Below are 15,342 nucleotides of genomic sequence, written 5' to 3' on the forward strand. Positions count from 1 at the left end.
ATGACCGAGATCAGCCGCGTGGCGCTGTTTGGCAAATTGAACAAGCTGGGGTACCAGGCCGTCGAAAGCGCAACGGTGTTCTGCAAAATGCGCGGGAACCCCTATGTGGAACTGGTGCATTGGATGCATCAGCTCTTGGCGCAGCAGGACAGCGACATGCACCGGATCATCCAGCATTATGATCTGGATGCGGGCAAGATTGCGACCGAGCTGACCCGTGCTTTGGACATGCTGCCACGCGGGGCGTCGACGATCTCGGATCTGTCAGACCATCTGATGGACGCGATGGAACGGGGCTGGGTCTGGGGCTCGCTGCTCTATTCCTCCTCCCAGGTGCGCAGCGGCCATCTGCTGTTGGGGATGCTGAAGACGCCTGCGCTGCGCAACATCCTGTCAAACATGTCGCCGGAGCTGGCGAAGATTGGGGCTGATGATCTGGCCGATAACTTCCACGAGGCCACCGATGGCTCGCCTGAGGAAAAGCTGGGCGCGCAGGACGGTTCCAATGTGACCGGCGGCGGGGCGAAACCGGGCGAGGCGTCCGGTTCGATGGCGCCGGGCGCGATGGGCAAGGGCGAGGCGCTGGAGCAGTTTTGCACCGACCTGACCGAACAGGCCCGCAACGGCGAGATCGACCCGATCGTGGGCCGGGATGAGGAAATCCGCCAGATCGTCGACATCCTGATGCGCCGCAGGCAGAACAACCCGATCCTGACCGGTGAGGCAGGCGTCGGCAAGACTGCGGTGGTCGAAGGTTTTGCCCTGCGGATCGCGCGCGGCGACGTGCCGCCTGCGCTGAAGGATGTGCGTCTGCTGGTATTGGACGTGGGCCTGCTGCAGGCGGGTGCCAGCATGAAGGGCGAGTTTGAAAACCGCCTGCGCCAGGTGATCGACGAGGTGCAGGCGAGCCCGACGCCGATTGTGATGTTCGTGGACGAAACCCACACGCTGGTGGGTGCTGGCGGTGCGGCTGGCACCGGCGACGCGGCCAACCTGCTGAAACCGGCGCTGGCGCGCGGCACCCTGCGCACCATCGGCGCCACCACCTGGGCCGAATACAAGAAGTACATCGAGAAGGACCCGGCGCTGACCCGCCGCTTCCAGGTGGTCAAGGTCGATGAGCCGGATATCCCGAAGGCGATCCTAATGATGCGCGGCATTGCCTCGATGCTGGAAAACCACCATCGGGTGCAGGTGCTGGATGAGGGGATCGAGGCGGCAGTCAGCCTCTCGGCCCGCTATATCCCGGCGCGGCAGCTGCCCGACAAGTCGGTAAGCCTTTTGGATACCGCCTGTGCCCGCGTGGCGGTGAGCCAGCACGCGGTGCCGGCTGAGGTCGACGACAGCCAGCGCCGGATCGAGGCGCTGACCACCGAGCTTGAGATCATCGGCCGCGACGAGACTGCAGGGTATGAGGTTGCCGACAGGCGTGAGGCGGTTGAGGCCGCCAAGGCTGCAGAGGAGGAACGGCTGGCCGGGCTGACCGAGCGCTGGGACAAGGAAAAGGCGGTTGTCGAAGGCATCTTGGAACTGCGCTCCAAGCTGCGAGAGGGGGCCGCGCCCGTGGATGCTGCTCCGGATGCTGGGGACGACGCTGCGGAGGGCGCCTCTGACAGCCCGCTGTCGGATGAAGAGCGCGCCAAGCTGATGCAGGAGCTGAAGGACAAGAACGCGGAGCTGGAAACGCTGCAGGGCGACAGCGCGCTGATCCTGCCGATTGTCGACCATCAGGCGGTGGCCTCGGTTGTCGGTGACTGGACCGGTATCCCGGTGGGCCGCATGGTCAAGGACGAGATCGAGACCATCCTGAACCTGGAAGAGCGGCTGGCGCAGCGGGTGATCGGCCAGGATCACGCGATGAAGATGATCGCAAAGCGGATCCAGACCAGCCGCGCCGGGCTTGATAATCCGAACAAGCCGATTGGCGTGTTCATGCTGGCGGGCACCTCCGGCGTGGGTAAGACCGAAACCGCGCTGGCGCTGGCAGAGGTGCTGTATGGCGGGGAACAGAACGTCATCACCATCAATATGTCGGAGTACCAGGAAGCCCATACCGTCAGCTCACTGAAAGGCGCGCCTCCGGGTTATGTCGGCTATGGCGAGGGCGGGGTGCTGACCGAGGCGGTGCGGCGCAAGCCCTATTCGGTGGTGCTGCTGGATGAGGTCGAGAAGGCGCATCCGGATGTCCATGAGATCTTTTTCCAGGTGTTCGACAAAGGCGTGATGGAAGACGGCGAGGGCCGCATCATCGACTTCAAGAACACGCTGATCCTGCTGACCTCCAATGTCGGCACCGAGACCATCATGGACCTGTGTTCCGACCCCGAGCTGATGCCGGACCCGGAGGGCATGGCGAAAGCGATCCGCGATCCGCTGCTGAAAGTCTTCCCGCCGGCGCTGCTGGGGCGTCTGGTGGCGATCCCGTACTATCCGCTCAGCCCGGAGATGATCGGCGAGATCACCAAGCTGCAGCTGGGCCGCATCCAGAAACGGGTGCAGGAGGCGCATGGGGTGCCGTTTGAATACACCGGGGCCGTGGTCGAGGAGATTGTCAACCGCTGTCAGGAACTGGACAGCGGCGGGCGGATGATCGACGCGATTGTCACCAACACCATGCTGCCGGAGATTTCAAACGAATTCCTGCGCCGGCTTATGGAAGGCGCGGAAGTCGAAAAAGTCGCGATCGGTGTCAATGACGGGGAGTTCACATACGCCTTTGATTGATCGCGACCAAGCGTAAACAGTGGGAAGGAAATCTGATGGTTAAACACGTTGTCATGGACATGAAGAACGTCGACATAAAGGCGTCGGGGCTGGAGATGGTTGATCCGCCCAAACTGTCCTTCAAGGTTGTGGTCGAGCTGGACAAGAAGATGGAGAAGGGGGTCGAGAAAGACCCGCTTTTGCAGCAGGAATTCCACGCAGGCGCCAGTGAGGTTTTCGATCAAACTCGCGAGACCATCGAGAAGAAGTGCAAGGTGTTCGACAAGGCCTTTGTGGAAATGGCCAATAAGGGCGCCGACAAGAAAACGATGGAAAAGCAGCTGAAAGGGCTGAACGACGCCATCAAGAACGACATCAAGGTCGGCGAGAAGGCGGCGGAGCTGGCAGCGCAGAAGGCCTGGAGCAATCTTCAAAAGAAAAAGAAGGAATGGTCCAAGTTCAAGATCAAGGTGGGCGTGTCCATCGCAGGCACGCTGGCCGGTCTGGCGGTGAGCATCGCAGCGATGGCGACCTCGCCGTTTTCAGGCGGTGCTGGGGCGGCATTTGGCATTATCGGCCTGATCAAGTCCGGCGTCACGCTGGCCAAGGATATCGGCAAGCTGGCGATCAACATCGACCAGTCCAAGACCATCCTGGTGAAGAACCTCGCTGTGGTGGAAAAGGCGGCATCAAACAAGGCGCTGAATGCCACAAACGAGGTGTCTGCGGCGGTGTTTCAGGAGTTCCTGGGCATTTCGCAGCCCTCGGTAAAGACGGTGGAGGATGCGGCGGATACGCTGAAGGCGAAATATGCCCAGATGGTCGTCAAAATGCATGACCTGTCGAAGAACCTGAACAAGATCCTGAAGGAACAGGACAAGTTGAAGAAGGAATTCCTGGCCGAGGTCGGCAAGAAGCTGAAGAAGCACCCGGTCAAGGACAAGAAGACGCAGCTGGTGATGATCAGCAAGGCGCTGGATACAGCTTTGGCCAAGAACTACGCCGAGGTTCAGAACGCCATCGATAAGATCCAAATCATGTATGCCGATGCCCGCGGCTGGGCCAACAATATCAAGGACCTGATGAAGCGGGTGAAGGCGCTGACGATCAAGGATCCGAAGGCGCTGAAAGTGTTCCGCGAGGCGTTAAAATTCGCCGCACTGGCAACTGCGCCGATCGATGGCAACTCAATTGCCACCGGCGCCAAGGACCTGGCCCTGGGCGTGGGCGGCGCAGTGGGCGGCTATGCCTATGACAAGATCACCAGCAAGGTGCTGGACGGGACCGTGTTCGACGCGGCCTGAGCTCGAAATCTCTGCCGGGCGCTGCGGGGCGCCTGGCGGATCTGACGAAGACCAAGTGGAGTGAAACCTTGGACAGCAGCACGCAAGGCGGAGTGACCCTCCAGGACCGTGCCCGGGCGTTTGTGGAACGCAAAGCGGTGACCAATGCCATTCTCGGCATTATCATCTTTAACGCGATTACGCTGGGGCTGGGCACATCAGCTGCTGTGCAGGCCCATGCGGGCGGTCTGCTGGATGTGATCGATCGTCTCGTGCTGGCGGTCTTTGTGCTGGAGCTGGCGCTCAAGCTGTTTGCCTACGGGCTGCGGTTTTTCTCGTCGGCCTGGAATATCTTTGATCTGGTTGTGGTGTCTTTCGGCCTGTTCCCGGCCAATGAAGGCCTGTCGGCGCTGCGCGGCCTGCGGGTGGTGCGGGCGTTGCGGCTGCTGTCGGTCATTCCGCAAATGCGCGCCGTGGTGCAGGCTCTGCTGGATGCGCTGCCGGGCATGGGTGCGGTGATCGTGATGATCTCCATCGTGTTTTATGTCTTTGGCGTGATGGCAACGATGATGTACGGGCAGGTATTTGACGAATGGTTCGGCACGCTGGGCCGGTCGCTCTATTCGCTGTTCCAGATCATGACACTGGAAAGCTGGTCGATGGGCATCGTGCGCCCGGTGATGGAAGAGTTCCCCCTGGCCTGGTCGTTCTTTGTGCCCTTCATCGTGATCACCGCCTTCTCAGTTCTGAACCTGTTCATCGGCCTTTTGGTCAACACCATGCAGTCTGCGGTGGAGGCAGACCAGGAGGCGGAGTTTGAAAAGCTGCGCGATCTGGTGAAATCGGAAACGGATGTGGTGGATGAGCATGTCCGGGAGATGCATGAGGAGATCAAGGCGTTGCGGGCTGAGCTGGCCGAGTTGAAAGGGCAGGGCAATGGCTGACAGCTCTCAGAAGTTTATCGCCCGCAACCGGGCGCCAAGGGTGCAGATTGAATATGACGTGGAGCTATACGGCGCCGAGAAGAAGGTGCAGCTGCCCTTTGTGATGGGGGTGATGAGCGATCTGGTTGGCAAATCCACGGTCGAGCAGCCCGCGGTGGCCGACCGCAAGTTCCTGGAGATCGACGTCGACAATTTCGACGAACGCATGAAGGGCCTGGCCCCGCGGGCGGCCTTCACGGTGCCCAACACGCTGACCGGCGAGGGCAATCTGGCGGTGGATCTGACGTTTGAGAGCATGGCGGATTTCGCGCCCGGTGCGATTGCCGCCAAGGTAGATGCGCTGCGCCCGCTGCTGGAGGCGCGCACCCAGCTGCAGAACCTGATGGCCTATATGGACGGCAAGACCGGGGCCGAGACGCTGATCGAGACGATCCTGAACGACCCGTCGCTGCTGGCGGCGGTGTCGGCACCTACGGCGGACGCGGACAGTGCAGCGGCGCTGGACAGCCTGCGCAATCTGGAGTTGCCGAAGGAAGAAGCGGACACCACGAGTGATGTTCTGGAAGGCCTCGCGGCGCAGGCGCCGGAGGAGACAGCCGCTGAGGACACCGCGAACGGTGTTCTGGATGCATTGCGCGAGGCGGCGCCTGAGGAGCAGGCAGAGGAGGATACGTCGGCAGATGTGCTGGAAGGGTTGCGCTCTGCCGTGCCGGAAGTTGCGGCGCCGCAACCCACCTCCGCGGATGTGCTCGCGGGTCTGAGTGCGGCGGCACCTGAGGACACAGACCTGTCGGATGAGGCCGCGGATGCCCTGGCGTCGCTGGCTGCGGCTGAGGTTCAGGAGACTGTTGAGGAAGACACCTCCGCTGCGGTGATGGAGGGGCTTGCCGCCCAAGCGCCGCAGGAGACCGAAACGGAAGATGCCTCCGGCAGCGTGCTGGGCGGGTTGCGGGCGGCGGAGCCTGCAGAGGAAGTGGCGGATGATGGTTCGGCGGATGTGCTGGCGGGCTTGAGCGCCGCGGCACCGGACGAAGAAGACCCGGCCGATGAAGCCGGCGAGGCGCTGGCCGCACTGGCGGGCGTTGAAGTTCCGGAAGCTGCAGAGAAAGATCAGACGGGCGCTGTCTTGGAAGGATTGGCGCAGGCGGAAACCCTTGCGGAGGAAGAAGACACTTCGGGCGATGTGCTCGCCGGGCTGGCGGCGCAGGAAGTGGAAGCGGCCGCGGAAGAAGATACCGCGGATGCGGCGCTGGAGAGCCTTGCGGCGGTTGAGGTGAGCGAGGCGGAAGAAGAGGATCACTCTGGCGTTCTGGATGCCTTGGCGGACCTGGAAGTGCCGGAGGCAGAGGATGCCGCCACAGGCGATGCGCTTGAAAGCCTGGCTTCTGTCGAGATTGAGGAGGCCGTGGAAGAGGACCACTCCGGCGTCTTGGGTGATTTGGCAGAGGCTGCTGTGGGGGAGGTTGAAGACACCGCGGCGGATGACGCTCTGGAAAGCCTGGCCGCTGCTGAAGTTGAAGAGCCGGATTCGGAAGACCACTCGGATATTCTCGAGAGATTGGCCGGGCTGGAGCCGGATGCCACCGACGACGAAGATTTTTCCGGCGCTGCGTTGGAGAGCCTGGCGGGGGCCGCGGTGCAGGAGGCTGAAGACGGTGAAGACTTGGAGGATGCACTGGAGAGCCTGGTTGGTGTTGAGCTTGAGGACGCGGGAGAGGATGGCGCGGAGGATATTCTTGAGGGCTTGCTGGACGCTGCGCCGGAAGACGAAGGTGAAGACAGCGGGCTGGAGGATCTGCTTGCGGACCTGGACAGTGATGCGCCGGAAGATGATGCCGAAGATGAGTCCGTTGAGGTGCCGGCAGGCCTTGCCGAGGCTGGCAGCACGGAGGATGCGGACAGCGGTGACGAGGATCTGGACACGCTGTTCGCCGGCGGGCCGGATGAGGAGAACGATCTGGACAGCCTGCTGGGCGGTCTGGATGCAGAGGAGGAGACTGCGGACGGCTCTGATACGCTGTTGAGCGCCTTGGGGGAGGAAACAGCAGTTGAGGGCGGGGCAGACAGCACCTTGGATGATCTTCTCGGCGGTTTGGACGCGGAGAAAGAGGACGAAGACTCTGATCTGGATGCGCTTTTGGCAGATGAGGAGGCCGCCGAAGAAGACGGTGGTGACGATCTCGATGCGCTGTTGGGCGGTCTGGAGGACAACGTCAGCGGCGGGGCCGGGGACGCTGGCGAGGATGATCTGGACGCGCTTCTTGGCGGGTTGGATGAGGACGCGGACGAGGAGGACGCTAGCCTGGATGACCTGCTAGGCGATCTGGGCAGCGATGAGGAAGAAGACGGCGATCTGGACAGCCTGCTGGCAGGTCTTGGCGAAGAGGTGGAGGCCGAAGCGGCAGAGGAGGCGGACAGCGCCGAAGATGATCTCGACGCGCTGCTGGGCGGGCTGGGGGACGCGGATGCGGATCTGGACAGCCTGATGGGCGGTGACGGCGGGGATTTGGACCTGGACGAACTGCTTGGCGATCTTGGCGGAGACGACGAGGATACCGCTGAGGCAGGCGGCGGCGATCTGGATGCGCTCCTGGGAGATTTGGACGAGGGAGGCGATGAGCCTGCAGCGGCGGCAGCGGCCGAAGCCTCAGACGAGCCGGAGTTTGCCTATGGCACCATGAGCGCGGAGCGGCCCGAGCCGCAAAAGCTGGAGCGCAAGCGGTTCCGGATTGCTGTCCTGGGCGATTTTTCGGGCCGCGCGGCCAAAGGGCAGATCGAGACTGGCGATGCGCTGGCGGCGCGCAAGGCGGTGCTGCTGGATCCGGACACGGTTGAGGATGTGATCGAGAGCTTTGCCACCGAGCTGGTGCTGCCGATCGGCAAGGATGGTGCGGGCATTGCGGTCAAGCTGGAGGATCTGGACGGGCTGCATCCGGATGAGCTGTATGAAAACGTGGAATTGTTTGCCGAGCTGGTCGGCCTGCGCAAGCAGCTGCAGAGCGGCGCGACCGCGGATCATGCGGCGAAATCGCTGAAGGCCTGGGCGGAGAAATTCGGCACCAAGGCCCGGGCACCGAAGCGGACTTCAGCTGGGAATTCGGTGCCGGCGGACAAGCGGCTGAGTGCGTTTCAGCAGTTGATCGGGGATGCCGGCATTAGCCCGCGCCCGGCCACGCCGGTGGAGGACCTGCTGGCACGCGTCGTCGGGCCGCATATCCGGGCGCTGCCGGATCCGGATGTCACCGCGATGCAAAAGGCGGTGGACGAGGCGCTGTCCGATGCGATGCGGCTGGTGCTGCATCACCCGGAATTCCAATCGGTCGAGGCGCAATGGCGCTCGATTGACTTGATGGCGCGCTCGATTGAGGCGGACGATACGCTGGATGTGATGCTGTATGACATCTCGGCAGAGGAGCTGGCAGCGGATCTGGCGGCCGAAGACGACCTGTCCAAGACCGGTTTCGTGCGGCTGTTGACCGAGGAACCCCTGGACGAGGAGAGCGGGCGCGGCGGCTATTCGGCGCTGATCGGGATGTATCAGTTTGAGGAGACCCCGCCGCATGCCGAATTGCTGGGCCGGATCGCGCGGGTGGCGGCGCATGTGGACGCGCCTTTCTTTGCCTCCATTTCGCCGGAGTTCCTGAAAACGCCCAAGGCGGAGCGGCCCAAGCTGGTGACGGAGGCCTGGGACACGCTTCAGGGCATGGCGGAGGCAGGCCATCTGGGGCTGGCCAGCCCGCGGTTCCTGCTGCGCCGGCCTTATGGCGAAAAAACCGATCCCTGCTATGAGTTTGATTTCGAGGAGTTTACCGAAACGGAAGGCCTGAAGGGTATGCTTTGGGCCAATCCGGTGGTGCTGGTGGCGATCCTGCTGGGGCGGTCGTTCACGGAACACGGGCCGTCGCTGCAGTTGGGTAAAATTATGTCCCTGGGTGGGATGCCCTATCATTATGTGAACGACAAGTTCGGCGACCAGGTGGCGCTGCCCTGCACCGAGCGCAACATCGATCTGGACAAGATCGCGCTGGCGCAGGAACGCGGGTTCATGGCGGTGAGTGCGGTCAAGGGGCGGGACGAGGTGCGGCTCACGTCCTTCAACTCCCTTAAGGGCAGCGAGATCCTGGGGCCCTGGACCGGGTTGCCGGCGCCGGAGCCCTCGCCCCCGGACCCGCGCGGGTTGCCTAAACCCAAACTGCCTGCGGCGGGTGGCGAAGAGGACGAAGACCTGAATCTTGATTTGGATTCGGGCAGAGACGATGAGGACGATCTCGGCCTGGATGATCTGGATTTCGAAGGCGATGGCGGGGAGGACGATGGCCTTGGAGATCTGGACGATTTGTTGTCGTCGTTTGGGGATGATGACGACAGCGGTGATGGGGATGATGATGAAATGGATGCGGACCTCGCCGCGCTTTTGGATGATTTGTGATGCGAATGTTTGAGAACACTGCCGGCGATTACCGGCCCCGTTCCCGTCGCGGAAAGGAGGAGACATGGTTGTAAGCAAGGGCCATGAAAACGACCTCGCCTGGATGTCGGGGGGCTATGACACCGAAGGCCTGATGATGAGCCGGGCAATCGTGCGCGAGGGGTTGAGCAAGCTCACCGAGACCACGATCGAATTCGCGGCGACCAAGAAACAGCCCAAGCTGGAGGATCTGGTCGGCAAGCAGATGAACGTGCATGTGATGCGCCAGCAGACGGAGCATCAGTTCAATGGCAAGTGCGTTTCGGTCGAATATCTGGGGTTCCGCAACGGCTATGAGATGTATGTGGCCGAGGTGCGTCCCTGGTTCTGGATGCTGACCCGCACCGCGGATCTTCGGGTGTTCCAGGAAAAGACCACGGTGGAGATCATCAAGCAGCTGTTCAATGAATACGGTTTCAGTGATTTCACTGACAAGCTGAGCGAGAGCTATGAGACGCGGGAATATTGCTTGCAGTACCGCGAGAGCGATTACGATTTTCTGTGCCGGCTGATGGAGGAGGAAGGGATTTATTTCTACTTCGACAGTTCCAGCAGTCCGGAGAAGCTGGTGCTGTGCGACGGTGTCAGCGGCCACACCCCGATTGCGGGCGGTGCGGATGTCGAGTTTCACGCCCGTGATGACAGCGACCGGCGGCGCGAGGAGCATATCTCTGAGTGGGCCAAGGATGAGCGGATCACTAGGGGCAAGGTCACACTGAACGATTTTGATTTCCTGACACCAACAGGTGATCTTAAGGCGGCATCATCCATCCAGAAGGGCAAGCACAGCTACAAGGATTATGAAGTCTACGATTACCAGGGGCACTACCGGAAAAACTCCGGCTTGGGCGACAAGCTGGCGCGGGTGCGGATGGAAGCAGAGGCGATCAAGCACATCCGCTGGCGCGGTGCCTCCAGCGTGCCGACGCTGGTCACGGGCTGCACCTTCACTATGAAGGAGCACCCGGTGAAGGAGAACAACAAGGAATACCTGGTGATTGATGCGGAGCATCACATCAAGGTGGCCTGGGATTACGGCGAACGGGAAAGCCAGAGCCAGAAGAAAACTGCGGACAAAGGGGCCATGCGCCGCGATGTGAAGGCGAAGAACATGGAGGTGCCGGAGGAGATGGAGCATGACGTCTATGCCTCGACCTTTGGCGCAATTCTGAAATCCGATCAATTCCGGGCGCCGCTGGTGACACCCTGGCCAGAGGTGCAGGGATTGCAGACAGCCACCGTGGTCGGGCCTAGCGGTGAGGAAATTCACACTGATGTGCATGGCCGCATCAAGATCCAGTTCCATTGGGACCGCGAGGGCAAGAAGAACGAGACCTCGTCCTGCTTTGTACGGGTGGTGACACCCTGGTCTGGCAAGAACTGGGGCATGGTGGCCGTTCCCCGTATCGGTCAAGAGGCGGTGATCCAGTTCGAGGATGGAAACCCGGATCGGCCGATCTGCACCGGGATGCTGTACAATGCGGAAACCATGCCGCCCTATACCTACCCGGACGATCAGACCCAGCTGGGTATCAAGACAAATTCCTCCAAGGGCGGCGGGGGCTACAACGAGCTGATGTTCGACGACAAGAAAGACAGCGAACTGATGCGGGTGCAGGCCGAGAAGGATCATCAGATGCTGGTCAAGGACCGGTCCACGGTGACCGTCGGCATGGATGCGCCGGATCCTGAGGTCACCTCGGCGGATGAAAAGAGCTATGTGTTGACGGTGCAGCAGCACATGACGGAAACCGTGCATCAGGGCGACCGCACCGAAGTCGTGGAGACAGGCGACAAGTCGGAGAACATCCAGACCGGCAACATGACCCTGGACGTCGACACTGGAAACCTGACCGAAACCATTGCCAAGGGAAACCATTCGGAAACGGTGTCTTTGGGCAATCTCACCGTGGATGTGACCGCGGGCAAGATTGCGATGAGCGCGGGCCAGGAGATCAAGCTGACCGTGGGCGCCTCCTCGGTCAAGATCGACAACTCGGGTGTCACCATCAAGGGGCCGATGATCAAGATCGAAGGCTCCGGCATGGTTGAGGCCAAGGCGCCGATGACCACCGTCAAGGGCGATGCGATGCTGACCCTGAAGGGCGGCCTCACGATGATCAACTAGGCGGGTGCAGATGTCGGCAAGATTTGAAAAGCTGGTGAAAATGCCCGCCGACCCGGTGGCCAAGCTGCTGTCGCGGGCAAATGTCATCCTGAAAACCCCGCTGGAGGCGCCGCCAACGGCGCAGGCAGGGGTTGTGCTTGAAGAGCTGGAGCGCAAGGGTGCCTTAGTTGATCTGTTGCGCACGCTGGCGGTGCTGCTGCCCCCGCGCGAGCGGGTCTGGTGGGCCTGCTTGGCGGCGCGCGACTACATCGGGCCGCGGTCGGACAAGGATCCGGCCTCGCTGACTGCGTCGGAGGCCTGGGTGTTTGAGCCCAGCGAGGAAAACCGCGACAAGGCGCGGATCACCCTGGATCATGCCTATGTGGATGACGACACGGTGAACTGTGCGCTGGCGGTGCTGTATGCGGCCGGAACCCTGGGACCCGGAGAATTGAATCAATATCCTGCTCCGGCAGGGGCCTCTGAGGCGGCCGCCTTTGCCATGAATATGGTGGCCTTGGGTCAATTGTCTGATAAGTTTGAAGAACACGGCGGCGTGCTGATCGAGCGCGCGCTGGATATTGCGCGCGGCGGCAAAGGGCAAGTGATCGAAGTGCCCCAGCACGCGGCGCAGGACTGACTAGGGAGGATGTGATAGATGGGAATGCCACAGGCCCGGATGACGGATCTGCATGCCTGCATGCTGCCCTCCACCCCGCCGCCGCCGGTTTTGCCAGTGCCGACGCCGATCCTGCCGCCTTGTGCGGTAACTGTGCTGGTAGGAAAGCTGCCGGCCGCGCGGCTGAGCGATATGTGCACTGCCGCGCCCGCACCGCATCCGATAATCAAGGGGTCGGCGACGGTGCTGATCAACAGCCTGCCAGCTGCGCGCGTCCTAGACAATACGGCTTGCGGCGGGATGGTTGTCAAAGGGGAATTCACTGTGCTGGTAGGAGGGTAAGCCCAGCATGGCAGTGACACTGAAATTCCAGAGCTCGGGTGCAATGCCCGGTGATGCGGCCCCTGTTCCGATGCGGGGGCCGAGCCTCACGGTGGGGCGCGGTGCCAGCTGCGACCTGGTGCTGCCGGATCCGGACCAGATGCTGTCGCGCAACCACTGTGTGATCGAGGATCACAACGGCAATGTGGTGGTGGTTGATCTCAGCTCCAATGGCACGTTTCTTAACTATTCCAAGATCCCTCTGGGCCGTACCCCGACACCGCTGAACAACGGCGATGTGCTGTGTGTCGGCAATTATGAGCTGGTGGTGGAAATCCGCGAAGACCTGGCGGACGTGGGCGGCATGATTGCGGCGCCTGCGGCACAAGGCCCTGCATCGCACGGGAATGCCGCCAATGCGCCGGATCCGCTGCAACTGCTGGAGGATGCCGGGCCGGGCGGCGATTTCCTGGATGATCTGCTGGGCGAGGGGCCGAAGGGGCCTGCGCAATTCAATCCTGTGGACCCGATCGACGAGCTGTTGCCACCCATGGGCGAGGAGGAGGATCCGTTCTTTCAGAAAGCCAGCGACGGGCGCGAGGGTGAAGGGGCAAGCCTGCCCAATCACAACCCGACCGCCTCGGACGGGTTTGCGGCACCTGCGGCGCAGTCCAGCTTGATCCCGGATGATTGGGATGACGACTTCCTGTCTGGCATCGGCGAGCCGGAAGTTCCCGCGCCCCAGCCGGATCCGCAGCCAGTTACCCCGCCGCGTGAGGTGCCGCAGCCGCCAACAGAAGTGCCGCCTGCTGCTCCGCCGCAAGAGGCACCGCCTGTGCCGCCGCAGGAGATCCCGCCGCAACATGAGGCTGCAGAGAGGACCGTTGCTCCGGCCGCGGCACCCTCTGCCGAGGCGCAGGAGGCTGTGGCCGCATTCCTCAATGGGGCGGGGGCTGACGTCAGCATAGATCCCTCGGAGCACGCCAGCACCATGGCGCGGATGGGCCGGGTGATGAAAACACTGGTCACGGGCTTGCGCGAAATCCTGATGACCCGAACCTCGATCAAGTCCGAGTTCCGCATTGAGCAGACAATGATTTCTGCCGGTGGAAACAACCCGCTGAAATTCTCGATCACGCCGGAGCAGGCCCTCGAGGCAATGGTGCGCCCGGCGACCAAGGGCTACCTTTCGCCCGAAACCGCTGCTGAGGAGGCGCTGCGGGACATCAAGGCGCATGAGGTGGCGATGGTCACCGGCATGGAGGCGGCGCTGAAAGGCGTGCTGAAGCGGCTCGACCCCAAGGCGCTGGAAAGCCAGATTGAGACCAAGGGCGGTTTCACCGGCCTCCTGCGCGGTAAGAAGGCGCAGTACTGGGACGTTTATGAGCAGCTTTATGCGGAGATTTCCGACCAGGCTGAGAATGATTTTCACGACCTGTTCAGCCGCGAATTCGCGCGGGCCTACAAGGACCAGCTGGACAGGTTGAAGGAATGACCGGCACCGCGCCCAGTGCGCGTGCCCGTAATTGAGAGGAGATCCCGGTGTCCTGGGACAGCAAGGTACTTTGGACGGAGGGGCTGTTTCTGCAGCCGCACCATTTCCAGCAGTCCGACCGTTACAACGAGGCGCTGGTGGCCGGGCTGGCGCGGCGGCTAAGCCCTTATGCTTGGGGCGTGAACGGGCTGGAAATCGACCACGAGGCACTGAAGATCGGCCAGTTCGCGGTCAAGTCCTGCGAGGGGTTGAGCCATGACGGCACCGTGTTCCGGGTGCCGATGGCGGACCCGCATCCGCCGGCGATGGAAGTGCCGACGACCGTCAAGGATTGCATTGTCTACCTGACCGTGCCGCAGCGCCGGCAGGGGGCGACCGAGGTGGATCTGAGCGGCGCTGAGCGTTCGGCCAGCCGCCTGCGCCCGGACAAGGTGGAAGTGACCGATGTCACCTCGACCGAGCGCAAGCCGGTGGAGCTGGACGTGGGCAAGATGCGCCTGCAGTTCGCGCTGGAGGTGGATGATCTGGCCGACCTGCTGGCGATCCCGGTGGCGCGCATCATCGAAGTGCGCCCTGACAAGGAGATCGTGCTGGACCAGGCCTTTATCCCGTCCTGCCTGGATGTGCGGGCCGCGCCTGCACTTAGCGGCTTCCTGCGCGAGCTGGAAGGGCTTCTTGCGCACCGGATGGAGGCGCTGGCGGGCCGCCTGGCGGAGGCGGGCGGCGCCCGCGGGGTGGCCGATGTGTCGGACTTCATGCTGCTGGCGGTGGTGAACCGGATGCTGCCGCAGGTGCGCCACCTGCGCAATATCGAGAACCTGCACCCGGAACGGCTGTTCACCACCTGCGCAGGTATGGCGGGCGAGCTGTCGGTGTTCATGTCGACGGAAAAACAGGCGCCGGAATTTCCGCCCTATACCCATGACAACCTGGTTGAGTGCTTTGCACCGGTGATCCGGGTGCTGCGCCAGTACCTGAGCTCTGTGCTGGAGCAAACAGCGATCCCGATCAAGCTGGAAGCGCGCAAATACGGCATCTCGGTGGGCGTCATCGCCGACCGCAAGCTTTTGGGCAACGCAGGGTTCGTGCTGGCTGTCAGTGCCGATATCCCGGCCGAGGACGTGCGCAAGCACTTCTCCGGCCAGGCCAAGATCGGCCCTGTGGAGGAGATCCGCCAGCTGGTGAACTCGGCCCTGCCGGGGATCACCCTGCGTCCCCTGCCGGTGGCTCCGCGGCAGATCCCCTATCATTCCGGCGTGGTCTATTTCGAGATGGATGCGGACAGCCCCTATTGGCGCAAGATGACCACCTCGGGCGGTATCGCGGTGCATGTGTCGGGACAGTATCCGGGGCTCAAGATGGAGCTTTGGGCGATCCGTAATGCATAAGGGAAGGCGCTGAA

At 62.3% G+C, this 15,342-nt stretch carries 9 protein-coding genes and 1 pseudogene; all 10 read left to right on the forward strand.

The annotated features are described in order from the left end of the window. Positions 1-2,724 (forward strand): type VI secretion system ATPase TssH, encoded by a 2,724-nt coding sequence (gene tssH / locus ACXAHG_RS12145; RefSeq protein ID WP_475057624.1) that lies wholly within the window; start codon positions 1-3, stop codon positions 2,722-2,724. Positions 2,725-2,759: 35 nt separating this feature from the next. Beyond that, entirely contained in the window at positions 2,760-4,007 is a 1,248-nt protein-coding gene (locus ACXAHG_RS12150) for a hypothetical protein (protein ID WP_475045499.1), read from the forward strand. Between the two features lie 68 nt (positions 4,008-4,075). Then, complete coding sequence (locus tag ACXAHG_RS12155; RefSeq protein ID WP_475045500.1) at positions 4,076-4,930, forward strand: ion transporter; 855 nt, start codon at positions 4,076-4,078, stop codon at positions 4,928-4,930. Beyond that, positions 4,923-5,420 (forward strand): annotated as a pseudogene (tssB, locus tag ACXAHG_RS12160) (type VI secretion system contractile sheath small subunit); the annotation flags it as partial. The gene ACXAHG_RS12155 and the pseudogene tssB, both read left to right, overlap by 8 nt. 384 nt (positions 5,421-5,804) lie before the next feature. Further along, positions 5,805-9,359, forward strand: a complete 3,555-nt coding sequence (locus tag ACXAHG_RS12165; RefSeq protein ID WP_475057737.1) for a type VI secretion system contractile sheath domain-containing protein — start codon at positions 5,805-5,807, stop codon at positions 9,357-9,359. A gap of 64 nt (positions 9,360-9,423) precedes the next feature. Beyond that, complete coding sequence (locus ACXAHG_RS12170; RefSeq protein WP_475057627.1) at positions 9,424-11,526, forward strand: type VI secretion system Vgr family protein; 2,103 nt, start codon at positions 9,424-9,426, stop codon at positions 11,524-11,526. Positions 11,527-11,536: 10 nt separating this feature from the next. Next, on the forward strand, positions 11,537-12,145 hold the full coding sequence (locus ACXAHG_RS12175) for a DUF6931 family protein (protein ID WP_475045503.1): 609 nt from the start codon (positions 11,537-11,539) through the stop codon (positions 12,143-12,145). Between the two features lie 18 nt (positions 12,146-12,163). Further along, positions 12,164-12,466 carry a PAAR domain-containing protein gene (locus ACXAHG_RS12180; protein ID WP_475045505.1) on the forward strand — a complete coding sequence of 101 codons (303 nt, stop codon included), beginning with the start codon at positions 12,164-12,166 and terminating at the stop codon, positions 12,464-12,466. A gap of 7 nt (positions 12,467-12,473) precedes the next feature. Then, positions 12,474-13,940 (forward strand): type VI secretion system-associated FHA domain protein TagH, encoded by a 1,467-nt coding sequence (gene tagH, locus ACXAHG_RS12185; protein WP_475057630.1) that lies wholly within the window; start codon positions 12,474-12,476, stop codon positions 13,938-13,940. Positions 13,941-13,987: 47 nt separating this feature from the next. Continuing rightward, complete coding sequence (gene tssK, locus ACXAHG_RS12190; RefSeq protein ID WP_475057633.1) at positions 13,988-15,328, forward strand: type VI secretion system baseplate subunit TssK; 1,341 nt, start codon at positions 13,988-13,990, stop codon at positions 15,326-15,328. Positions 15,329-15,342 lie beyond the last annotated feature (14 nt).

This window comes from Leisingera sp. ABD4_442 (genome assembly GCF_056160905.1).